The organism is Rhodanobacter soli, from assembly GCF_039523495.1.
Lineage (GTDB): Bacteria > Pseudomonadota > Gammaproteobacteria > Xanthomonadales > Rhodanobacteraceae > Rhodanobacter > Rhodanobacter soli.
In genome coordinates this window covers 426,781-447,818 of sequence record NZ_BAAAFK010000001.1, presented here as the reverse complement: position 1 = coordinate 447,818, position 21,038 = coordinate 426,781, and the positions used below count along the sequence as shown (strand labels likewise).

The window sequence follows — 21,038 nt, the reverse complement described above, 5'->3', positions numbered from 1 at the left end:
CGAGCTAACCGGTTACGCGCCACCCCGACAGGCGATGCGCCGGATGGACCGGCGCCTCGCCTGGGTGACACTCAGCGCCAGGGCCACGCCTTCAATTGGTACTCTGCCGGCGGCGTATTGCCGGCCAGGTACTGCACGAAGTAGTCCCAGCGCCGACGGGTAGCGTACGGGGTAGCCTCGGCGTAGCCGTGGTGGACGTTCGGGATCAGCAGCAGGTCGAAATCCTTGTTCGCCTTGATCAGCGCGTCGGCCACCAGCAGGGTCTGATAGGGCGGCACGTTGTCGTCCATGGTGCCGTGCACCAGCATCAGCCGGCCCTTCAGGTTCTTCGCGAAGCTCTGGTTGGCCTGGGCGTCGTAGTTGGTCTTGCCGTCCTTGTCGGTGACCAGCAGGCCCTGCCACTTCTCGGCCCAGTCGTCTTCGTAGTTGCGGTTGTCGTGATTGCCGCTTTCGGCCCAGCCGACCTTGAAGAAGTCCGGGTAGTGGAACATCGCGGCCGCGGTGGCGTTGCCGCCGCCGGAGTGGCCCCAGATGCCGACGCGGTCGAGATCGATCCACGAATACTTCTTGCCGAGTTCCTTCAGGCCCAGCACCTGGTCAGGCAGGGTGTTGTCCTCGACGTGTTCGAAGTAGGCGTCATGGAACGCTTTCGAACGCCACGGCGTGCCCATGCCGTCGAGCGCCACCACGATGAAGCCCAGCTCGGCCAGCGACTGGTTGTCGCCATGCGCCGGCAGGAAGCTGCGCCCGCGTACCGAGCCGGTCTGCGGACCCGGGTAGATGTAGTCGATGATCGGGTACTTCTTCGCGGCGTCGAAGTCGGTCGGCTTGAACATCACGCCGTACAGGTCGGTCTTGCCGTCGCGCCCCTTCACGGTGAACGGGATCGGCGGCACCCAGCCCGCGGCCTTCAGGCGCGAGATGTCCGCAGTGGCCACGCTGGCCACGTTGCGGCCGTCGTCGGAACTGCGCAGCACGGTGACCGGCGGCGTGGTGGTGGTGGAGTACGCATCGACGAAATGCCGGCCGTCCGGCGACAGCGTGACGGTGTGGTCGGCCGCTTCCGGCGTCAGCAGCACCGGCTTGCCGCCGTCCAGGCTGACCTTGAAGAACTGCTGGTAGTACGGGTTCACCCCCGCCGTGCGGCCGACGCCGCGGAACCACACGGTGCGCGTCTTCGGATCGACCTTCAGCACCTCGGTGACGTTGCCCTCGCCCTTGGTGATCGCGCGCTTGAGCTTGCCGCTGGTGAGGTTGTACAGGTACAGGTTGCCCCAGTTGTTGCGTTCGCTGAACCAGATCGCCTCGTTGGTCTCGGGCAGGTAGCGCCAGTTCACCGCGCCGTTGCCGCTCTCGTAGTAGGTCGGCACGACTTCCTCGAACACCGTGCGCACCTTGCCGGTGGCGGTATCGGCGATGCGGAACCATTCGTGCTTGTGGTCGCGCGAGGTGGAGACGAAGGCCAGGGTCTTGCCGTCCGCCGCCCACTTCACGTCGTCCCAGCCGCCGTCGGGGCCACAGCTGACGTCGTCGCACAGGGTAGAGCGATGCTGGTCCGCCGGCATCTGCAGGCGCAGCACCTTCTTCGCGGCGACGTCGATGATGACGCGCTCGATCATCGTCACGTCCTTGTCGCCGACCAGCGGGTACTTCCACTTCTCCAGCTTCGGATGGCCGACGTTGGTGCTGACCAGGTACATCTCGCCGGTCTTGCGCTGGTCCTGCTGGAAAGTGGCGATCTGCTTCGAATCCGGCGACCACTCCACGATGGCCTTGTCGGTGTGCTTCCAGCCGGCGTTGTCGGTGGCGTAGCCGAAGTTCTCCACGCCGTCGGTGGTGAGCGGGGTTTCCCGGCCGCTGGCGACGTCGCGCAGCCACAGGTTCCAGTCGCGGATGAACGCCTCGCTCTTCTTGTCCGGCGACAGCGCGCCCGGCTCCTTGCCGGTTTTCACCAGCGAGGCGCGATCGACGCAGCTCGCCTCGGCGGCGGCGAGGTCGCACACATAGTGCTTGCTGCGCACGGCGATATCGATGCGCCCGTCCGGTCGCACTTCGTAGCCGGTCACCGGCAATTTCTTCGCATCGACCGGCTTGTCGTCGGCTTTGCCCAGCGCGGCGGCAAGCTTGACCTGATCGAACAGCGGCGTGACCTTGCCGCTGGCCGCCTCCATCCGCACGAAGTGATCACCGTCGGCATCGTGGTCGACGTACCAGAAGTGGCCATCGTCCAACCACTCGACCTTCTGCACCGCGTGATCGACCAGCGGCGCGGTGTTGTAACTCATGAAGCGCTCCGCCCGCGCGTAGTCGTCCGCGCTCAGCGTGCGCCCCTGCGCGGCGACGCCGGCGGACAAGGTTCCCATTACCAGCGCGCCAAGCACGCGCGAACTGCTGATTTTCAAAACCATGTTGCGTTCCCCTTGCAAAAGCGGATTTCTGCGGTTGCCGACCCTGGCCCTGACGCATCCGAACACCCGATGCTAACGTGAGCATGACCGATGGCACCCCTGCCATTGGTCCCGATTGCGCCGCCATGTCGCAAGTGCACCAGCGCATGGTGGCCATGCGGCCTGCGCCGTCTGCCCACGCAAGCGATCCCGGCACGACCACCGGATGCCGCCGGCGCAGGCCGTGCTTGACGAGCCTGCGCCAGCCGTCGCACGCTGCGGCATCCGTGTTCCTGGAGCCGCGTCATGTCGCAGCGCCTCAGAGTCATCGGCAATTACGTCTCGCCCTACGTGCGCAAGGTGTTGGCCTGCCTTGAGCTGAAGGGGCTGGAATACGAGATCGACCCGATCGCGCCGTTCGTCGGCAACGACGAGTTCACCCGGCTCAGCCCACTGCGCCGCATCCCGGTGCTGATCGACGGCGAGCTGGTGCTCGGCGACTCCTCGGTGATCTGCCAGTACCTGGAGGACCGGCACCCCACGCCGACGCTCTACCCGCGCGACATCGCCGACCGCGCCCGTGCCCGCTGGCTGGAGGAATACGCCGACACCCGGCTGGCCGACGGGCTGATCTGGCGGCTGTTCCACCAGCTGGCGATCAAGCGCCACATCTTCGGCGAAGCGCCCAACGAGGCGGTGGTGCAGCATGCGCGCGAGGTGGAGGTTCCTGCCGCGCTCGACTACCTGGAAAAGCAGCTGCCGGACGACGGCTTCGTGTTCGGCGCCCTGTCGATCGCCGACATCAGCCTCGCCAGCTTCTTCCGCACCGCCTCGTTCGTGCGCTACACGATCGACGCCGAACGCTGGCCGCTGATGGCCGCGCTGGTGGCGCAGGTGCAGGCACTACCGGTGTTCCAGAAGCTGGCCGGCTTCGAGGACTGCATGCTGCGTCTGCCACTGGCCGAGCAGCGCGGCGCCCTGATCACCGCCGGCGCCCCGCTGACCAGCGACACCCTCGGCACCAGCGCGCCACGGCCCGGTCCGCCGCGCGCGTCGTGACCGCGCAACGGTTCATCCACCCGCGGGGCGAGCCGCCGAAGCGGCTAAACTGTGCGGCATGAGCACCCCCGAACACTCCCCGCTCGGCAAGGACACCGCCTACGCGGACCGTTACGACCCGCGCCTGCTGTTTCCAATCCCGCGCGCCGACAAGCGCGCCGAGATCGGCATCGCCGAATCGCTGCCGTTCCATGGCGTGGATGTCTGGAATGCATACGAGCTGTCGTGGCTGGACCTGCGCGGCAAGCCGCAGGTGGCGATGGCCGAGTTCCGCGTGCCGGCGGCGTCGCCGCACATCATCGAATCGAAGTCGTTCAAGCTGTACCTCAACGGCTTCGCGCAGGAGCGCATCGCCGACGCTGCCACGTTGGCCGCCACCCTGCTGCACGACCTGTCCGCGGCGGCCGGTGCGGTGGTCGGCGTGCAATTGCGCGACGCGCGTGCAGGCGCGCTTCCTGTCGTCGACCTGGACGGTCTCCTGCTCGACGACCAGGACATCGCCATCGACCACTACGGCCCACCGGATGCCGACTTCCTGCAAACCGATACCCTTGCCACGCCGGTGGCGGAAACCCTGGTCTCGCACCTGCTGCGCTCGAACTGCCCGGTCACCGGCCAGCCCGACTGGGGCAGCGTGCAGATCGCCTACCGCGGCGCGCCGATCGACCATGCCGGGCTGCTGCGTTACCTGGTCTCGTTCCGCACCCACAACGAATTCCACGAGCAATGCGTGGAGCGCATCTTCGTCGACCTGACGCAGCGCTGCGTGCCGCAGCGGCTCAGCGTGTACGCGCGCTACACCCGCCGCGGCGGACTGGACATCAACCCGTTCCGCAGCAGCGCGCCGGCCACGCCCGGCAATCCACGCACGGTGCGCCAGTAGCGCCGCACGTCATCGCCGCGTGAAAGTTCAGCCGCGGCAATTCCCTTCGGTAACCGGCGCTTCAGATCGGCAGCGCTAGCCTCGGTGTCTTGACGCCATGGATCGGCATCTGCCACGTCATCGACACCGGAGTTCCCATGACACGATCCATGCGTTCCACCGCGTTGTACAGCGCGACCCTTGCCGGCCTGCTGCTGCTCAGCGGCTGCGGCAAGAACGAGCCGGCACCGGCCAGTACACCAACCCCGGCCAGCACCGCGCCGGTGGCCATGACGCCGCCTCCCGCCGCCGGCACGGCCGCACTGCCGCCCGCCGGCGCAGCCAGCGTGGCGAGCGCCGCCTCGGTGGCGGCACCGGCCGCCATGCCCACGCCGCTCGCGGTGGCCAAGCTGACCCTGGGCAGCGCGGTGAACGCCGAGCATCAGGTGACCCGCGCCAGCAACAGCTTCGCCACCAGCGACAAGACCATCTACGCCAGCGTCGCCACCGAGGGCAGCACCGGCGGCGCCACGCTCAACGCGAAGTGGAGCTACCTGGAAGGCCAGGGCCAGCTGGTCAGCAGCATCAGCCAGTCGATCGCCACCGATGGCCCCGCCATCACCACGTTCAAGGTGCAGAACCCCGACCTGTGGCCGGAAGGCAAGTACAAGGTCGAGATCTCGCTCGACGGCAAGCCAGTGGCCAAGCAGGACTTCCAGATCAGGAAGAGCTGACCCCGATCGATCCGCCACGCACGACAAGGCGCCCAGTGGGCGCCTTTTTCCTGGTTCAGCGCCCGTCCAGCGCCTTGCGCCCGATTGCCGGAGCGTCGGTGAAGAACGCATCGATGCCGGTGGCCAGGTAGATGCGGATCTCGGCGATGGCACCGGCCTCGTTGACGCTGCATGGATCATCGCCACGCCACAGCTCGCGCGGCAGGAAGAGGTTTTCGGGTCGAAACGTGTACGGATGCACCTCGAGGCCGACAGCATGCGCGTCGTGCACCAGGCTGGTGGGCACGCCGAGCGTCTGCCGCGGCGTCAGCGGGATGATCGCGCGGGTGCTCGGCCCGATCGCATCCGCATACGTGGCGACCTCGCGCAGTCCGGCCGGCGTCATCATCTGTGCGTAGTCGAGCCTGCCGCCCGCCGCGGCCGCGTCGTACGGCTGTGCCTCCGCGTCGCCGAGCAGCTGCAGCAGGCGGATGTTGCCGCGCGTGCCGTCGGCGAGCTTGCCGCGCAGGTATTTCAGATTGCCGATCTCGAACGACTGAATCTCCACCGGCGCCGTGCGCGTGTAGTCGTGCGCCGCCAAGGTGGCCAGCAGCTGGTCCTCCAGCGGCAGGCCGATGCGCTGGAAATAACTGCCGTGCTTGATCTCCGGGATGAGCCCAATGATCCGTCCGCGTGCCTTCGACTCGGCGGCGACCAGGTCGATGATCTCGCCCAGCGTGGCCAGCGGAAACTGGCCGTCGTACTGCGTGCTGCGCAACTCCGGCAGCCGTTCGCGCGCGCGCAGCGTCTTCAGCTCGGCCACGCTGAAGTCCTCGCTGAACCAGCCGGTTACTTGCCTGCCATCGATCACCTTGCTGATCTTGCGCGCGGCGAACTCCGGATGGTCGGCCGCGTCAGTGGTGCTGCCGATCTCGTTCTCGTGGCGCGCCACCAGCACGCCATCCCTGGTCATCACCAGGTCCGGCTCGATGAAGTCGGCGCCGTCGGCGATCGCCTTCGCGTACGAAGCCAGCGTGTGCTCCGGGCGCAACGCACTGGCGCCACGGTGGCCGATCACCATCACCCTGGCGGCAAGCGGTTTCTCGGCGGCAACAGCGGTGACGGGCATGACGATTTCCGGAAGCAGGGTGAAGAGCGTGCATAGGCAATTCAGAGGACGCGCCGATCACTGCGTGCAAGGCAAACCGACGACATCATGCACGAACTTGCGGCTGCTGATTCTTCCCGCCACCTTGCCGCCGACAGGGACCGACACGCAGGTCCTCGCAAAATTCAGCGAGTTGCGCGCTGCGGCTGGACGTGGCGACGCTGCGAAGGCTGTCCATCGGCAGCAGACCGCGCTCGTCGATGCTGAACGGCGCGCCCGCCGTCCTGGTGGAATCAGTGGCGGTCTGTTGCATGGCGTGATTTGCCTCGATCACTGAAGTATCACGGCCAGTCCACAGCAGATGCCACAAAGTTACGCGTCGGCACTGGGACAAAAAGGCTGCTTGGCCGGCCAACTGCATGAGGAAAAAATCATGAGCATCAACGATCGACCCACCGGCTCCGAGCCGGGCAAACAAAAGGGCGGCATCGGCTATATCTTGTTGTGGTTCCTGGGCGTTCCCATTCCTCTGCTCATTCTGTTCGCTCTCTTGCGTGGTTGCGCCTGACTCGCGCGCCGCGACCGAGCACTTGTGCAGTCGCTGAACTGGAGAGACGACCATGTCATTCATTCCAGAAAGTTCTGCAAGTATGGATAGACGAAATTTGCACCCGGCCATGAAGTTTCGCGCAGTGATTGCGGGTTGGCTGGTTGCGACGGGTGTGGCGGGGTTGCTTTACGTGGGCGGACTCGCCCTGGGCTTTTCCAGTTTTGATGCGTGGAATGCCGCAGGGAGCGCCAAGGGCTTCGGCATCGGCACGGCGCTTTGGGTGATCATCACCTGGGCTGCCGCGCTGTTTTTTGGCGGCATGTTCGCGGCCTGGTTTGACGGCCGCAACGATGACACCATGGGCGCGCTTCACGGGGTGACGGTATGGGGGCTTTCCGTAACCATGACAGCCCTCTGGCTGGCATTGGGTTGGGGACATTCGATGGGCGGGCACGGCGGCATGATGGGCATGCACGGAGCCGGAGGCGGCATGCGTAACCCGACAGCCACGGCAGGCGCCGGTGCCGTTGCGGTGCTGGATGCCAACATCGCGTTCCTGCTGAACGCACACGTACACGGTGATTCGGCTCCGATCGTCGCGGCATTGATCGCCAATCATGACGACACGGCCAGCGCGCTCCTCGCCGCGGATACAGGCACGACCCAGGCCAGTGCCGCGGAATCGCTGCAAAGCTTGGCTCCCCGGATCAGTGCGGCGAGAGCCGAGGCGAAATTGACAGCAGATCGAACAGCCCACTATCTGGCCATGACGATGTGGATTGCCTTCATCAGCAGTTTCGTCGCCCTGCTCGCGGCAGCGATTGGTGGATGGTTGGGTGCCTCCCACGTCCATCGCGTGTATCACCTGCGCGAATATTCGGTTCGCCCGGGAAGTCCGCGCTGACGGCAAAAAGGCCGGTCGGACTCCGGCCAGCCTTTTGCGTCTTCGTGTGCATGCTCCTTGCCGACGGCCCTGCGCACCTGCGCAAGGTTCGCCCATTTCTCCACTCGACTACGACCCCGAATCCGGTCGCCCGTGGATTGTCCCGACCGTCGAGATTCCGCCGTACTTCAAGATGCGGGCTTGACGTTCTTGCGGGGCGCCGCCGGCAGCCGCATCGACACCCGGAAGGATTGCCCGTGACATCCCCTCCCCTGCCACCAGGGCATACCGGGCATGCGCCCGTGCCGGCCGTATACGTCGGCTGCGCCGGCTGGACGATTCCGGCTGTCCATGCAGGCCGTTTCCCCGAGAGCGGTAGCCACCTGCACCGATATGCGCAAGTGTTCGGCGCGGTGGAAATCAATTCATCGTTCTATCGTGCACATCGACCCGCCACCTATGCCCGCTGGGCGGCATCGGTGCCGGAGGATTTTCGTTTCGCGGTGAAGATGCCCCGGACCATCAGCCACCAGGCACGCCTGGCCGATTGCGCCGCGGCGGTGCAGGCGTTTCTGGGCGAGGTCCATCAGCTCGGATCGAAGCTCGGTTGCCTGTTGCTGCAGCTGCCACCGAGTCTCGCCTACTCGGCATCGGTGGCGTTGCCGTTTTTCGAGACACTGCGCCACCTGCATCACGGCCCGGTGGCCTGCGAGCCGCGCCATCCCTCGTGGTTCGTGCCGGCAGTCGACAGGCACCTGAGAGACCACGGCATCAGCCGCGTCGCCGCCGATCCCGCACGCACGCCGCAGGCGGCGATCCCGGCCGGTGACCCTGCGCTGCAGTATCTGCGTCTGCACGGATCGCCACGGATCTACTACGACAGCTACGCGGATGCGAGCCTGTGCCGGATTGCCCTCACGCTGCGCCAGGCTTCATCGCAAACCACCCAACGCTGGTGCATCTTCGACAACACGGCGCTGGGCCACGCCACCTCCAACGCACTGGAACTGATCGACCGCCTGGACAACGAGCCGCCCGCCTGAGTGCCAGAACAGCAAGCAACCCGATATTGCATGCAGCACGGAGGTCATATTGATAATGATCTGTGCGGTCCGACCCGCTGGACGATGCGATCGGTTCGTCCGCCTGGACTACGCCTCGAACTGCTCGGATTGATCCCGTTCAAAAAGCTGTCGCCCGGATAAATTCCATAGCAGGAGTTCGCGGACATTTCACTTGGCTGGACGCATGTTCCTCCACTTTGGAGGAGGAACGATCGTGCTTCAGCTCAATCCACCTATCCCGATGAATACGCCCAAGGGTGAAGGCTTCGCCCATGTCCTGATCGACTACGGACCCGAGTCGGACCTGTACTGGACCGTTCTGATCACGGAGACGGGCGAGATATGGACATACGCAAATCGTTATGTGCGCGCGGCGAAGAACATTACGCTCGGGCGAACCAACCCGTCCGTTCCGGTCGGGAATGATGCCTCGCCAATCCCCATGCGGCCCCGTGTCGTGGACAACCCGGAACGCTCATGAGCCGGTGGATAAGCTGGACGCCGGAATCGCGGCTGGCTGCATCGCGCATATGGCTCACCTTGCGCGGCCATCCCGGTTTGGCGAGTGACGGTGGCCTGGCCGGAGCGCGCGTTACCCGGCATGCGCGGACCCAGGCTCCGCAGCGGCGTCCATTTCTCGCGATCACATAGCCACGCCACTCTCGGCGAAGCAGTCATCGATGCCGGAAGGCCCATCCATTGTCATCTTGCGCGAGGAGGCCGCGAAGTTCGTCGGCCGCACGATCCAGCGCGCCGAGGGCAACGCGAAAATCGACCTGCAACGGCTGCTCGGCCGCGAGGTGCGCAGTCTGCGCAGCTTCGGCAAGCAGTTCCTGATCGAGTTGCCCGACCGGTTGGCCGTGCGCATCCACCTGCTCATGTTCGGCAGCTACCGCATCGGTGAACGCAGAGATGCCCCGCCGCGGCTGAGCCTGGGCTTCGACGACGGTGAGCTCAACTTCTACAGTTGCTCGGTGCGCCTGCTCGCGGGCGACCTGGACGCGTTGTACGACTGGCGCGCCGACATCATGTCGGACAGCTGGGATCCGGTACTGGCACGCGCGAAGCTGCGCGCGATGCCGCAAAACCTTGTCTGCGATGCGCTGCTCGATCAGAACGTGTTCGCCGGTGTCGGCAACATCATAAAGAACGAGGTGTTGTACCGGACCCGGATCCACCCGCTGTCCGTGGCCGGCGGACTGCCGCCGCGCAAGCTGCGCGAACTGGTTGAACAGGCGCGCGTCTATTCCTTCGAGTTCCTCGCCTGGAAAAAGGCCCACGTGCTGCGTCAGCACTGGCTGGTGCACAACCGCGGCCGCTGCCCGCGGCATGACATCCCGTTGCACAGGGCGTACCTGGGCAAGACCAACCGCCGCAGTTTCTACTGCGAACGCTGCCAGAAGCGCTACACCGGGGATTAAGCAATGCCAGGCTTCGCTTCGCGCCAGGCAGCACGCCACCGAACCGACCGACCGCATCCGTCCGCTCTTGCGCGCCGCCGGTCCATCGCGGCGGCAGCGATCCCGCGGACAGGACCATCTCGAGGCCCAACACGCCAGCCACGATGAACGGGATGCGCCGATCCGCGGAAAATGACGCGACCCCATCGCTCAGCGTGTACCGAAATAATCGTCGCTCCCGTACCAGGACAGCACCGAGTCAGGCACCAGCGTCTGCAGGTCCATGCCCAACGCGACGTAGGCGTCCAGCACGTCGCGCAGAACCTTCTCCATGCGCCTGTCGCCTTCATGCGCAGGCACATTGAAATGTTCGTACTCGATCATGTCCAGCATGCGCGCCGACCAGCCGAACAAGAGTTCACTCCAGTCGGCGAAGCGGTCGCGCACCCATGAACTCAACGGCGCATACAGCGGGAATCCCTGCTCCTTGCAGATCTGCCGCGCCAGCATATCCACCTGCGCTGACACACCGCGGAACCACTCGGTATGTCCAGCCGCCGATCGCGGCACCACCAGCGGCGCGGGAGCGCGCTGATCGGCGAAGTTGGTGATGAACAGACGCTCGATGCGCCGGGCATCACGCAGGTGATCGGCGTGGATCAGCAGACCTCGCTCCAGGTCGAAAAACTCGAAGAAGCGCCGATGGAGGGTACGGAACCGATCCAGTGGCTCACGCGAAAAGCCCACTTTCAGGATGTCTTCGTGCCGGCACGGCAGCATGTAGACAAAGGTGCGTCCGCGACTCGCAAAGCGCGGATAGATTGACTCCTCGCCCACGACAAAACCTTCCGCCGGCCGCCTTCATCGCCGCATGTCGACGCGGCCGGTCGGCCGACAAGGGCGTGGATCATGGAAAAAGAGAAGATGAACAGTGTCGCCGCGAAACGTCGACAAGGTTCGTCGACACGTCGGAAGTGTTTGCCTGCGCTCGTCTGCACGGCGTGCAAACACCGTTGCGATGATCTCGCGTTCATGCGCCGATGCTGCATGCAGTCCTTGAACAACTCCGTGCCGCAGCCATCACGCCGCATGTCATTCACTGGCCGTGCGTTTTCGCAGCCCAACCTGGATCCACAACCAGGATCCCCCATAGGAGAGCACCCCATGAGCAATGACCACGATATCAAGACGCTGAATGGCCTCATCGAAACCACGCTGGACAGCGCGGATGGCTATGCCGAGGCGGCCAAGGACGCCAAGAGCGCGCAGCTGATTTCGCTTTTCACCGCACGCGCCACCGAGCGCCGCGCGATCGCATCCACCTTGCAGCAATGCGTGCGCTCGCTGGGCGGCAAGCCCGAGGACGACGGCACCGTGCTCGCTTCCGCACACCGCATGTTCGTGAACCTGCGCGCCAGCCTCACCTCGAACGACAATACCGCCGTGGTGGACGAGGTCGAGCGCGGCGAGGACCACATCAAGGCCAAGTTCGAGGATGCGATGAAGGATACCAAGGTTTCTCCCGGGACCATGTCCGCCATCGCCGAAGCCTATACCTCGGTGCGCAGCGGCCACGACCAGATGAGGGATCTCAAGAAGGCCATGCACGCCGTCAAATAGACATTTGCGCGCGCAGGACGGGCGGGAAGATGCCGCCCGTCCCGATTTGCCTGCCGGGTGTTCAGCTGGCCTTGCGGACTGATGGTCGTTTCCCGGTTGTCTTCTTTGCACTCGCCTTTTTCGCCGTCGTTTTCTTCACGATGGATGTTTTCCCTGTTGCCGTCTTGCGCGTCGGTTTTGCGGCAGCTTTTTTCGCCGGCGTACGCTTCTTGCTGGCCAGGCTTTTCTGCAGCAGCGCCATGAAATCCACCACGTTGGTGGTGGCGTTTTCCGGCATTTGCGCCTCCTCATCGGTCGGCGGCGTGACCACGCCCTTGGACTTGAGCCGCTTCTCGATGACCTTGCGCAAGCGATCGCGGAATTCGTCGCGGTAGTCGCCGGGCTTCCACTCGCCGCTCATCGAATCGATCAGCTGTTCCGCCATCTGCATTTCTTTCGGCGAGATCCGGTGTTTTGACGCGGCGCCCTCGGGGATCTTGTAGTCGCTGGTGTCGACCAGCTCCTGCGGGTAGCGCAGCAGCATGAGCATCAGCGCGTCACCTTTCGGCATCACCGCCGACAGGTATTCGCGCGTGCGGATCACTACGCGCGCAATGCCTATCTTGCCGGTGCGCTTGAGTGTTTCGCGAAAAAGCACATACCCCTTCTCCGCCTTCTTGCCGGGCACCAGCACGTAGGGCTTCTCGAAATATTCCGGTCCGATCGAATCTGCTTCGACGAAGGCCTCCACCTCGACCGCCTCGCGTCCCTCCGAGGCGGCCGACTTGATGTCGCCCGGCTCCAGCACGACGTAGTTGCCCTTCTCGTACTCGAATGCCTTGACAATCTCCTTCCACGGCACTTCCTCGCCGGTCTCCGCGTTGACGCGCTCATAGCGCACCGGCGTGTTGCTGCGGCTGTCCAGCATGCGGAAATGCAGGTCGACGCTGCGTTCGCCCGGCATCAGCGATACCGGCACGTTGAGCAGTCCGAATGAAAGTGTTCCGGTCCAGATGGGGCGGGCCATGACGTGCGCTCCGGCAGTGGTGAGGGTCGATCAGGACGCGTTCTTCGCGCGGGTCCTCGCCGCCTTCTTCGCTGCCGCCGAGCGGCCGGCTGCACCCTTGGTATGGGCTGCCTTCTTGGCGGCCGCGGAACGCGAACCGGCGCTCCGCTTCGCCGCGCTCTTCTTCGCGTGGGACGACAGCGCGGATTTCGAGGCGGCGCCGTGACCTTCCTTCCTGAGCGCCTTGGTGGTCGCCCTCGACCGCTTCGCCGCCGGCTTGTGGTGATCGTGCGACGAAGCCTCGTCCTGCGCGGCCTTCTTCTTTGTCGACTTGCTGGCGGTCTTGCTGACCGGAACCTTCACCCCGGCACGCCGTGCCTTGGACAGGCCGATCGCGATGGCCTGCTTGGTCGAGCGCGCTCCATGTTTCCCTTCCCGCACGTGCTCGATTTCCTCATGCACGTACTCGCCAGCCTGGGTACCCGGCGACTTGCCTTCCTTTTTGTCCCTGGCCGCGGCACGTTGGGTTTTCTTCTCGGGCATGACAGCTCTCCGGTGGCAGTGGGTACCCGGACTATTCCTCCCGCGGCGTCGACAAGCTGTCAAATACACGCGCAGATGATGAACGCTTCACCCGGGGCGCACGAGCCGTTCGCTAGCGTCGTCGACCCGCCCACCGTTCACGACCATGGAGTGTCAGGTCCATGCCCACCAGAAAAGCCACTTCGCGCACCGGCGCCACCATCAAGCGGCAGCGAGCCATACAGGCCGCGACAGACCACGACGAGCAGCGCAAGACGACGCCGAAATCCACGTCAGCGAAGGCGCCGTCGAAGAACGCCGCGGCAATGGCAGCCGGGCGCAAACCTGCGGAGAATTCGCTGCCCGCCCAGCATCTGCACAAGCCCGGCATCGAACGGGATCTCGATCCGCGCCCGCAGTTCCTGGCTCCCAGCTACGTGGGCAGCGGCAAGCTGGCCGGCATGTCGGCACTCATCACCGGCGGCGACTCCGGCATCGGCCGCGCCGTGGCCGTGCTGTTCGCGCGCGAAGGCGCCGACGTGGCGATCGTGTACCTGTGCGAGGACGTCGATGCGGAGGAAACCCGCGACTACGTCGAAGGCGAAGGCCAGCGCTGCCTGCTGATCCGCGGCGACGTCCGGGATCCCGCGTTCTGCCGGGAGGCCGTCGCGAAAACGGTGAAAGCGTTCGGCAAGCTTTCCGTGCTGGTCAACAACGCGGCGTTCCAGGAACACGCCGATTCGATCGAGGACATCACCGAGGCCCACTTCGACGAGACCTTGCGGACCAACCTCTACGGCTATTTCCACATGGCCAAGGCCGCGTCGCCACATCTCGGCAGCGGCTGCTCGATCATCAACACCGGATCGGAAACCGGGCTGTTCGGCAGCGGCAGGTTGCTGGACTATTCGATGACCAAGGGGGGCATTCACGCGTTCACCAAGGCGCTGGCATCGAGCATGGTGTCGCGCGGCATCCGCGTGAATGCCGTCGTGCCCGGCCCCGTATGGACACCGCTGAACCCTGCCGACCAGCCCGCCGAACGCGTGCGCGAGTTCGGCAAATCCAGCGCCATGGGCCGCCCCGCACAGCCGGAAGAGCTGGCGCCGGCCTATGTCTTCCTGGCCGCACCATCCTGCGCCAGCTACATCTCCGGCGCGGTGCTGCCGGTGATGGGCGGACCGACCGGCTGACCATGGGCAGCCTGCGGGACTACCAGCGCAAGCGTGATTTCTCGAAGACGCGCGAACCGGCCGCCAACGAGATCGGCACAGCGGGCCGGCGCGCCATTTTCGTGGTGCAGCTGCATCACGCCAGCCGGCGCCATTTCGACTTCCGCCTGCAGGTCGGCGACGTGCTGAAAAGCTGGGCGGTGCCGAAAGGGCCGAGCTATGACCCGCAGGTTAAGCGTCTGGCGGTCGAGGTCGAGGATCACCCGGTGTCGTATGCCGGCTTCGAGGGCGACATCGAGCACGGCTACGGCAAGGGTCATGTCGATCAGTTCGACCATGGCGTGTGGACCACACCTGGCGACGCCGAGACCCAGCTGCAGAAAGGCCACCTGCGCTTCGAGCTGTTCGGCAAGCGGCTCAAGGGCGGCTGGCACCTGGTGCGCAGCGGCCGCAAGGAACGCCAGCCCGCATGGTTCCTGATCAAGGCCAGGGACGCGTTCGCCGGCGATGTCGAGGCGGACGACTTGCTCGATGCGAAGATGGCGCGCAGCACCCGCAAGGCGGCGAAGACCCCGGCGGCGCAGGCCGCGGCAAAGAAGTCGACCGCACGGAAAAAATCCATCCCCAGGGCGAAAAGGCTTCCGCGCCTGCGCCTGGCCAAGGCGGCCGCCGCCTTGCATGGCGCCCGGCCGGCGGCACCGAGCGACGGGTTTTTCAAACCCGAACTGGCACGCCTGCGCGAATCTCCGCCGGAAGGAGCGCAGTGGCTGCATGAAGTGAAATGGGACGGTTACCGCATTCTCGCGGCGATCGCTGAGGGCGAAGTGAAGCTGTGGTCGCGCAACGCGCTGCCGTGGAACGAGCGGCTGCCGGATATCGTGCAGTCGCTGGAATCGCTGGGCCTGCATTCGGCCCGCCTCGACGGCGAACTCGTCGCGCTGGATGCACGCGGCCACAGCGACTTCAACGGACTGCAGCAGACGCTGGCGGGCGAGGCGCAGTTGCCGCTGGTCTACATGCTGTTCGACCTCCCTTATCTCGAAGGCAGCGACCTGTCCCGGGTCGGCCTGCGGGAGCGCAAGCAACTGCTGGGGAACCTGCTGGCGCACGCACCGCCGCACCTCGCCTTCAGCACGCACACGATCGGTAATGGCCAGGAAGCGTTCCGCATGGCGACCGACGAGGGACTGGAAGGCATCATCTCCAAACGCGTTGATTCGGCCTACCACCCGGGGCGCGGCGACGACTGGCTCAAGATCAAGCGGCTGGAGAGCGACGAGTTCGCCGTGGTGGGCTACACGCCGCCCAGGGGCAGCCGCAGCGGCTTCGGTTCGCTGCTGCTGGCCCGGCCCGATCCCCAGGTGAAGTCCGGCTGGATCTATGTCGGCCGCGTGGGCACCGGCTTTTCGAACGAGCAACTGCAGCGACTGGGCCAGACCATCGCCGACAAGGGCAGCGCCAGGCCCACGGTGAAGCTCGCCGCCATCGACCCGCTGTTGCGCGATGCGCGATGGGTCAGGCCGGCGGCAGTCGCCGAGGTGTACTACCGCGGCATCGGCAACAACAACCTGCTGCGCCAACCGAGCCTCAAGACCATGCGTACCGACAAGACCCCCGCGGATCTCGCCGACTCCGATCGCGCCGGCAGCAAGCCGGCGACGAAAAGCGCGGGTGCGAAGCGCCGCAAACCGGCCGCCCCGAAACCAGCCGACATCAAGATCACGCATCCCGACCGCGTGGTGTTTCCCGACGACGGCTACACCAAGCAGGACATCGCCGATTACTACGCCAGCGTCATGAAGTGGTTCCTGCCCGGCGTGGTGAATCGCCCGACGTCGGTGATCCGCTGTCCCGAGGGAACCGCGAAGGCCTGCTTTTTCCAGAAGCACCTGATCCCCGGCCTGAAACACGTGGGCAGCGTGAAGCTCAAGGAGGAATCCGGTGCGCAGGCCACTTACATCTATCCGCTGGACGCCGCTTCGGTGCTCGAGCTGGTGCAGTTCGGCGCGCTGGAATTCCACCCCTGGGGTTCGACCGTCGGGCAGCCGGAGCTGGCCGATCGGGTGGTGTTCGACCTGGACCCTGGCGACGACGTGGCCTGGCCGCGGGTCGTGGCCGCCGCGCGGCTGATGCGCAGGCTGCTCGCGCAGCTGGGCCTGGAATCCTTCCTGCGCACCACCGGCGGCAAGGGCCTGCATGTCGTCGTCCCGCTGAACCCCGGCTGCGCCTGGCCGCAGGTGAAGGACTTTGCGCATGCCTTTGCCGCCACCGTGGCGCAGGCGCACCCGCTGGAGTTCATCGCGACTGCGGCCAAGGCGCAACGCAGCGGCAGGATCTACGTGGACTACCTGCGCAACAGCCGGGGTGCCACCAGCGTGGCGTCGTATTCGCTGCGCGCGCGCAGCGGCGCGCCGGTCGCCGTGCCGCTGCGCTGGAGCGAGCTTGGCAAACTCAAGAGCGGGCACGACTTCGATATCCGCTCCACGCCCACGCGGCTGGCGCGGTTGCGTTCGGATCCGTGGGCCGGCATCGACGGCGTGCAACAGGAGCTGGGCGACATCATCGGGAAGTTGCGCTGATCGCTTTTCGACTCCGCCAGGCCGCCGGTGCGCACGCGCATTTTCCGGCCCCTTCGCGGGAAAGGCCGCGACGTGGCCTGGCGCCCCTTGGCCGGTCCTGCATCAATCCATGCCCCGCACCGCGATGTCAGTTCGCCGTTATCGTGACGTGAGCCCGGCAGCAGCGGCCCGTGACGGCGCGTGCACCGCGGGATTGCGATGGTGCGGGCGTCGCGCGCAGGCAGCCATGCGGCGTGAAGTGCGCACCGCGAACCCGGCCCGGGTTTCGCGCACGACACCAAGGAACCAACCATGTCGCTTTCAATGTTGCTGATCATCGTGCTGGTCCTCCTTCTGATCGGTGCCTTGCCCTCATGGGGATACAGCCGCTCGTGGGGTTATCGCCCCGTTGGCGGCCTCGGCATCATCCTGATCATCGTCATCGTGCTGCTGTTGATGGGCGTGATCTGAAAGCGCCCGCGGTGCGCAGTGGCTGCGCGCAAGCACGCAAATCATGTTCAGCCCACCGCCGACCAAGCAGGGGCCGCGTGATTTATCGACCGCAGACCTGCCTTCCCGGCGGGAGTCGCGGAGTCTTCACTCATATTGAGCGGGCTCAACGAGCGCGCTTCCGTCCCTGATCCTGCACAGAAGGTCACGGGGGAAAATGGTGCGCCTGGCGGGATTCGAACCCACGACCCTTGCCTTCGGAGGGCAATACTCTATCCAGCTGAGCTACAGGCGCATTGATGGCCGCGCGGCTGGGGCCGGAGGCCGGCACCGCGGGGAGCGCAGTATAGCCGAGTTGCCGGCGGGGAGTGGACGGACCGCCGCCGGCAGCGGAGAACACGATCGGCCCTCCCGAACGGTGCCGGGAGGGCCGATGCAGGCTTGCCTCAGCGTGCCTTGAGCAGCGTGGTCAGCGTATCGGGCTTGCTGGTGTCGCGTACCAGATGCGGGTATTTCAGACCGTCGTGGTAGTCGATGCGGATGGTCTTGTACTCGTCGAAGTTCTTCACCAGCAGCTCGATCGGCTGGCTCTTGTCCTTCGCCGAGGCGGTCACCGCCTCCTTGAGCGCGTCGGCGCCATAGTCCCGACCGTTGACGGCGATCACCGTCATGCTCGGCGACAGGCCGGCCTTGAACGCGGGGCCGTCCCACAGCACGTCGCTGATGCTGCCGCCCTTGCCGATGGAAACGCCCAGCGAATAGGTGAGATCGGCGCTATGCCGGCGTGCCTCGATCGCCTTCACCGCCTCGGACGGCTTGTCGGTGTAGACCAGCTTCCATCCGTGCGACTCGATGCCGCCGATCAGCGGGCCATGCCCATCGAGGCGCAGGCGCAGGTACTTCGCCCAGTCGTACGGCGCGATGTCGTTAAGCGTCTTGACCACGTCCTCGAAGGTGTAGGTGTTGACGTCCCACTTGCCGTTCTCCATGCCGAAGAACGCCTTGCCGAAATCGTCGATGCTCTTCTTGCCGCCGCTCAGCTCACGCAGTTGGCCGTCGACGTCGAGCCAGATCATCTGGCCGGCCGAGTAATAGTCCTCGCTGGCCTGGTAGTTGCGGTACGGCAGCGGGCGACGCTGCGCGATGATCGGGTCGTTGGTGGTGTCCTGCACGTTGCGGAAGCTGGCCAGGCCGGGACGGCCCTTGTCGTAGGTGGCGGCGGTGAAGGCCCACATGTCGTGCGCCTGCTCGGTATCCCACAAGCCCGAACGCGCCGCCATCACCTGGCCCCAGAACTGGGTCTGGCCTTCGTAGACCCACAACAGCGTATCGCTCATCGGCACGTTGAAGTTCGGCGTGGTCAGGTCCGCGCCGCGGCGATACTTGCCGTTCCAGGAATGGTTGAACTCGTGCGAGAACAGGTCGCGGGCCAGCGCGTTCTTCTTCCACTCGGTGAAGAAGTCGGCCGAGGTGCCGTCCTCGCTGGAGCGATGGTGTTCCAGGCCATTGCCGCTCATCTTGTCGCTGAGCGAAACGAGGAAGTCGTAGTGGTCGTAGTGATGCGCGCCGTACATCTTGTACATCTGCTGGACCAGGTTGCGGAACGGCTTGATCTGCTCCGGCTTGATCTCCAGGTACTTCGCGTCATCGGCCACGATGCTCATGTGCACCGGTGCCTTGGCGCCCGGATCCAGATCGATGCGCTTGAAGTACTTGCCGGCATAGATCGGCGAATCGACCAGGTCGTCGTAATTGATCGACTTGAAGTTCAGCGTGTCGCCGTCCTTCGAGGCCACTTCCAGCGCGGTGCCGGCCTGCCAGCCGGCGGGCAGCTTCACGCTGGCCTCGGTGTTGATCTGGCGCGCGAAGTAGCCGGCCGGATACATCGTCACCGAGTTCCACTGCAGGTTGAGCATCTCCGGCGTCATCACCACGCGGCCCTGGCGCTGGTCCTGCGACGAGAGGAACTGGAACTCGACCTCCACGCCGCTGGCGCCCTGCGGCACCTCGACATGAAATGCATAGACGTTCAACGGGTCGCGCGTCCACGGCAGCACCTGGCCGTTCGCCTTCACCACCAACCCGGCCATCTTGTCGATCGTGCCGTTCGGCGAATGGTTGCCCGGCAGCCACTGCGGATACAGCAGGGTCAGCGGGCCCGGCTGCGCCGGGATCACCTGGTGCACGCGGAAAATCCGGCGCGCCACGTCGGTCGCGTCCACATTGATCTTCAAAGTGCCCTGATACGGCACATCCTGCGGCGCCGGAACGTCGGCTAACGCGGCGAAACTGGCCAGGCCGAAGGCGGCGACGGCAAGGGCGGAAGCGAGGCGGGTGGCTTTCAATGCGTTCTCCGGTTGGGGATGGGAAGCCTGGCGGGCGCTGCCGCCCGAGCCGTGTTCCACGGCGCGAGGCGGACAGACCAGGCGGGCTCCGGGAATCCGCGTCACGGAAAGTTGCCGCGACAGGAATCCAGGGCGTCGATGCTAGACGCCAACGCCGGGCTTCACCCCTGCCGAAGGTCACGAGCATGGCTTGCCCGTGAACCGGTCTGATCGGCCGTGGGGATCTGGCACCCATCTTGCTCGGCTTGCGCTGACACCCTCACGCCGCCACCCGCGGGGACCGCATGCTCGCCTTGTTCAAGAAACTCCGGCACACCGACGACCCGGACCAGCGCCGCGAGTACAGCCAGTACCTGGCGCTGCAGATGGGACCGATGATCCACGCGTTGATGCTGGCGGGCGCGCTGGCCTACCTGGTGGCGGTCGCCGCCAGCACCCTGTTGCGCCACTCGCCGCTACCGCTGTGGCTGCGGCTCGCACCGCTGGTGCCGCTGTTGCTGGTGGCGTCGTGGGCCCGGCACGTGCGGCAGCCGCAGCTGCTCAGCGCGCTGGCCCTGTTGTGCATCCTGCTGCTGGAGATCGGCATCAACCTCAACAGCCTCGGCGACGTGCACAGGCAATCCGTGGTATTGCCCGGGCTGCTGCTGCCGGTGGCGTCGTCGGTGATCTGGCTGGGCCGCTGGGATTTCATCGCGGCGATGCTGCTGTGCGCGCTGGGGCCGCTGCCGATGCTGCTGTTCGGCAGCATCGACAGCGTGCAGGCCCTCCAGTACCTGGTCTACATGGCGATCGCTATCACGCTGTCGACGGTGCTGCGCGCGTTCATGGCGCGCACCCTGTTCGAGCAGTTCCGGCTGGAGCGCCGCCTGCGCGAGCAGGCCAACACCGACGACCTTACCGGCCTGCTGCTGCGCAACCGCTTCCTCGAACTGGCGCGGCTCGCGCTGGGTGACATCCGTCGCCGGCAGCAACCGGTGTGCGTGCTGTACATGGATGCCGATCACTTCAAGCCGCTCAACGACAACCACGGCCATGCCGCGGGCGACGTGGCACTGGTCGCGCTGGCCGAGGTGATGCGCAGGCAGATGCGCCAGGGCGACCTGATCGGCCGCATCGGCGGCGAGGAGTTCGCGCTGCTGCTGCCCGGTCTCGACCTGCAGCAGGCTGACGCGCGCGCCGAGCAACTGCGGCTGGCCATGCACGCGGTCCAACGCCCGGATGGCCCATTGACCGTGAGCATCGGCGTGGCCGAACACAACCACGCCGACGAGGCGATCGAGACCCTGCTGGCCCGCGCCGACCAGGCCATGCGCCAGGCCAAGCGCGCCGGCCGCGACCGGGTCGTCTGCGCGTGACCCTG

General features: G+C 65.7%; 19 protein-coding genes and 1 tRNA gene. 12 read left to right on the top strand and 8 right to left on the bottom strand.

All coding sequences use genetic code 11. From position 1 onward, the window contains the following. Window positions 1-71: 71 nt before the first annotated feature. Window positions 72-2,408 carry a S9 family peptidase gene (locus tag ABD024_RS01900; protein WP_343849054.1) on the bottom strand — a complete coding sequence of 779 codons (2,337 nt, stop codon included), beginning with the start codon at window positions 2,406-2,408 and terminating at the stop codon, window positions 72-74. Between the two features lie 285 nt (window positions 2,409-2,693). On the opposite strand from ABD024_RS01900, the gene ABD024_RS01895 reads away from it, so the two are divergent. The 3 genes from ABD024_RS01895 to ABD024_RS01885 all read left to right on the top strand — a co-directional run bounded on the left by ABD024_RS01895 (window position 2,694) and on the right by ABD024_RS01885 (window position 5,042). Then, window positions 2,694-3,446 (top strand): glutathione S-transferase family protein, encoded by a 753-nt coding sequence (locus tag ABD024_RS01895; RefSeq protein WP_343849052.1) that lies wholly within the window; start codon window positions 2,694-2,696, stop codon window positions 3,444-3,446. A gap of 58 nt (window positions 3,447-3,504) precedes the next feature. Next, window positions 3,505-4,329 carry an NADPH-dependent 7-cyano-7-deazaguanine reductase QueF gene (queF, locus tag ABD024_RS01890; protein ID WP_343849050.1) on the top strand — a complete coding sequence of 275 codons (825 nt, stop codon included), beginning with the start codon at window positions 3,505-3,507 and terminating at the stop codon, window positions 4,327-4,329. 137 nt (window positions 4,330-4,466) lie between these two features. Further along, a complete protein-coding gene (locus tag ABD024_RS01885) occupies window positions 4,467-5,042 on the top strand; it encodes a hypothetical protein (RefSeq protein WP_343849048.1) in 576 nt (191 codons plus the stop codon). A gap of 55 nt (window positions 5,043-5,097) precedes the next feature. On the opposite strand, the gene ABD024_RS01880 is transcribed toward ABD024_RS01885, so the two are convergent. Continuing rightward, window positions 5,098-6,150: a glycerophosphodiester phosphodiesterase gene (locus ABD024_RS01880; protein ID WP_343849046.1), complete on the bottom strand. Its 1,053-nt coding sequence runs from the start codon at window positions 6,148-6,150 to the stop codon at window positions 5,098-5,100. A gap of 85 nt (window positions 6,151-6,235) precedes the next feature. Further along, window positions 6,236-6,760, bottom strand: coding sequence for a hypothetical protein (locus tag ABD024_RS01875; protein WP_343849044.1), 525 nt, complete (start codon window positions 6,758-6,760; stop codon window positions 6,236-6,238). 46 nt (window positions 6,761-6,806) lie between these two features. On the opposite strand from ABD024_RS01875, the gene ABD024_RS01870 reads away from it, so the two are divergent. The 4 genes from ABD024_RS01870 to ABD024_RS01855 all read left to right on the top strand — a co-directional run bounded on the left by ABD024_RS01870 (window position 6,807) and on the right by ABD024_RS01855 (window position 10,047). Further along, window positions 6,807-7,583, top strand: coding sequence for a hypothetical protein (locus tag ABD024_RS01870; protein ID WP_343849042.1), 777 nt, complete (start codon window positions 6,807-6,809; stop codon window positions 7,581-7,583). A gap of 251 nt (window positions 7,584-7,834) precedes the next feature. Further along, a complete protein-coding gene (locus tag ABD024_RS01865) occupies window positions 7,835-8,605 on the top strand; it encodes a DUF72 domain-containing protein (protein ID WP_425543156.1) in 771 nt (256 codons plus the stop codon). Window positions 8,606-8,840: 235 nt separating this feature from the next. Beyond that, window positions 8,841-9,107: a hypothetical protein gene (locus tag ABD024_RS01860; protein WP_343849040.1), complete on the top strand. Its 267-nt coding sequence runs from the start codon at window positions 8,841-8,843 to the stop codon at window positions 9,105-9,107. 199 nt (window positions 9,108-9,306) lie between these two features. Continuing rightward, on the top strand, window positions 9,307-10,047 hold the full coding sequence (locus tag ABD024_RS01855; RefSeq protein ID WP_343849038.1) for a DNA-formamidopyrimidine glycosylase family protein: 741 nt from the start codon (window positions 9,307-9,309) through the stop codon (window positions 10,045-10,047). A gap of 189 nt (window positions 10,048-10,236) precedes the next feature. On the opposite strand, the gene ABD024_RS01850 is transcribed toward ABD024_RS01855, so the two are convergent. Further along, window positions 10,237-10,863 (bottom strand): GIY-YIG nuclease family protein, encoded by a 627-nt coding sequence (locus ABD024_RS01850; protein ID WP_343849036.1) that lies wholly within the window; start codon window positions 10,861-10,863, stop codon window positions 10,237-10,239. A 72-nt stretch (window positions 10,864-10,935) separates the two neighbouring features. Here ABD024_RS01850 and ABD024_RS01845 point away from each other — a divergent pair, with 72 nt between their 5' ends. Continuing rightward, window positions 10,936-11,646, top strand: a complete 711-nt coding sequence (locus ABD024_RS01845; protein WP_343849034.1) for a PA2169 family four-helix-bundle protein — start codon at window positions 10,936-10,938, stop codon at window positions 11,644-11,646. A gap of 61 nt (window positions 11,647-11,707) precedes the next feature. Here ABD024_RS01845 and ku read toward each other — a convergent pair whose 3' ends face one another. Beyond that, window positions 11,708-12,652 carry a non-homologous end joining protein Ku gene (gene ku / locus ABD024_RS01840; RefSeq protein WP_343849032.1) on the bottom strand — a complete coding sequence of 315 codons (945 nt, stop codon included), beginning with the start codon at window positions 12,650-12,652 and terminating at the stop codon, window positions 11,708-11,710. A gap of 30 nt (window positions 12,653-12,682) precedes the next feature. After that, window positions 12,683-13,174: a DUF6496 domain-containing protein gene (locus tag ABD024_RS01835; protein ID WP_343849030.1), complete on the bottom strand. Its 492-nt coding sequence runs from the start codon at window positions 13,172-13,174 to the stop codon at window positions 12,683-12,685. A 161-nt stretch (window positions 13,175-13,335) separates the two neighbouring features. Here ABD024_RS01835 and ABD024_RS01830 point away from each other — a divergent pair, with 161 nt between their 5' ends. The 3 genes from ABD024_RS01830 to ABD024_RS01820 all read left to right on the top strand — a co-directional run bounded on the left by ABD024_RS01830 (window position 13,336) and on the right by ABD024_RS01820 (window position 17,354). Further along, the gene (locus ABD024_RS01830) at window positions 13,336-14,346 is read left to right on the top strand and encodes an SDR family oxidoreductase (RefSeq protein WP_343849028.1); all 1,011 of its coding nucleotides are present in this window, start codon (window positions 13,336-13,338) and stop codon (window positions 14,344-14,346) included. 2 nt (window positions 14,347-14,348) lie between these two features. Then, complete coding sequence (gene ligD, locus ABD024_RS01825; protein WP_343849026.1) at window positions 14,349-16,904, top strand: DNA ligase D; 2,556 nt, start codon at window positions 14,349-14,351, stop codon at window positions 16,902-16,904. A 291-nt stretch (window positions 16,905-17,195) separates the two neighbouring features. Beyond that, the gene (locus ABD024_RS01820) at window positions 17,196-17,354 is read left to right on the top strand and encodes a DUF3309 family protein (RefSeq protein ID WP_343849024.1); all 159 of its coding nucleotides are present in this window, start codon (window positions 17,196-17,198) and stop codon (window positions 17,352-17,354) included. A gap of 197 nt (window positions 17,355-17,551) precedes the next feature. On the opposite strand, the gene ABD024_RS01815 is transcribed toward ABD024_RS01820, so the two are convergent. Together ABD024_RS01815 and ABD024_RS01810 are read right to left on the bottom strand one after the other, a co-directional pair. Further along, window positions 17,552-17,628, bottom strand: a tRNA-Arg gene (locus tag ABD024_RS01815). A 151-nt stretch (window positions 17,629-17,779) separates the two neighbouring features. Beyond that, window positions 17,780-19,678 carry a M61 family metallopeptidase gene (locus ABD024_RS01810; RefSeq protein ID WP_343849022.1) on the bottom strand — a complete coding sequence of 633 codons (1,899 nt, stop codon included), beginning with the start codon at window positions 19,676-19,678 and terminating at the stop codon, window positions 17,780-17,782. Between the two features lie 284 nt (window positions 19,679-19,962). On the opposite strand from ABD024_RS01810, the gene ABD024_RS01805 reads away from it, so the two are divergent. After that, a complete protein-coding gene (locus ABD024_RS01805; protein ID WP_343849020.1) occupies window positions 19,963-21,033 on the top strand; it encodes a GGDEF domain-containing protein in 1,071 nt (356 codons plus the stop codon). The last annotated feature ends 5 nt before the right edge of the window (window positions 21,034-21,038 follow it).

Excerpts from the sequence above, each read along its gene's own strand:
- ABD024_RS01845 (WP_343849034.1), top strand. The coding sequence starts at position 10,936 with ATGGAAAAAGAGAAGATGAACAGTGTCGCCGCGAAACGTCGACAAGGT.
- ABD024_RS01900 (WP_343849054.1), bottom strand. The coding sequence starts at position 2,408 with ATGGTTTTGAAAATCAGCAGTTCGCGCGTGCTTGGCGCGCTGGTAATG.
- ABD024_RS01885 (WP_343849048.1), top strand. The coding sequence starts at position 4,467 with ATGACACGATCCATGCGTTCCACCGCGTTGTACAGCGCGACCCTTGCC.
- ligD (WP_343849026.1), top strand. The coding sequence starts at position 14,349 with ATGGGCAGCCTGCGGGACTACCAGCGCAAGCGTGATTTCTCGAAGACG.
- ABD024_RS01870 (WP_343849042.1), top strand. The coding sequence starts at position 6,807 with ATGAAGTTTCGCGCAGTGATTGCGGGTTGGCTGGTTGCGACGGGTGTG.
- queF (WP_343849050.1), top strand. The coding sequence starts at position 3,505 with ATGAGCACCCCCGAACACTCCCCGCTCGGCAAGGACACCGCCTACGCG.
- ABD024_RS01895 (WP_343849052.1), top strand. The coding sequence starts at position 2,694 with ATGTCGCAGCGCCTCAGAGTCATCGGCAATTACGTCTCGCCCTACGTG.
- ABD024_RS01875 (WP_343849044.1), bottom strand. The coding sequence starts at position 6,760 with ATGAATGACATGGTCGTCTCTCCAGTTCAGCGACTGCACAAGTGCTCG.
- ABD024_RS01880 (WP_343849046.1), bottom strand. The coding sequence starts at position 6,150 with ATGCCCGTCACCGCTGTTGCCGCCGAGAAACCGCTTGCCGCCAGGGTG.
- ABD024_RS01805 (WP_343849020.1), top strand. The coding sequence starts at position 19,963 with ATGCTCGCCTTGTTCAAGAAACTCCGGCACACCGACGACCCGGACCAG.
- ABD024_RS01855 (WP_343849038.1), top strand. The coding sequence starts at position 9,307 with ATGCCGGAAGGCCCATCCATTGTCATCTTGCGCGAGGAGGCCGCGAAG.
- ABD024_RS01835 (WP_343849030.1), bottom strand. The coding sequence starts at position 13,174 with ATGCCCGAGAAGAAAACCCAACGTGCCGCGGCCAGGGACAAAAAGGAA.
- ABD024_RS01830 (WP_343849028.1), top strand. The coding sequence starts at position 13,336 with ATGCCCACCAGAAAAGCCACTTCGCGCACCGGCGCCACCATCAAGCGG.
- ku (WP_343849032.1), bottom strand. The coding sequence starts at position 12,652 with ATGGCCCGCCCCATCTGGACCGGAACACTTTCATTCGGACTGCTCAAC.
- ABD024_RS01820 (WP_343849024.1), top strand. The coding sequence starts at position 17,196 with ATGTCGCTTTCAATGTTGCTGATCATCGTGCTGGTCCTCCTTCTGATC.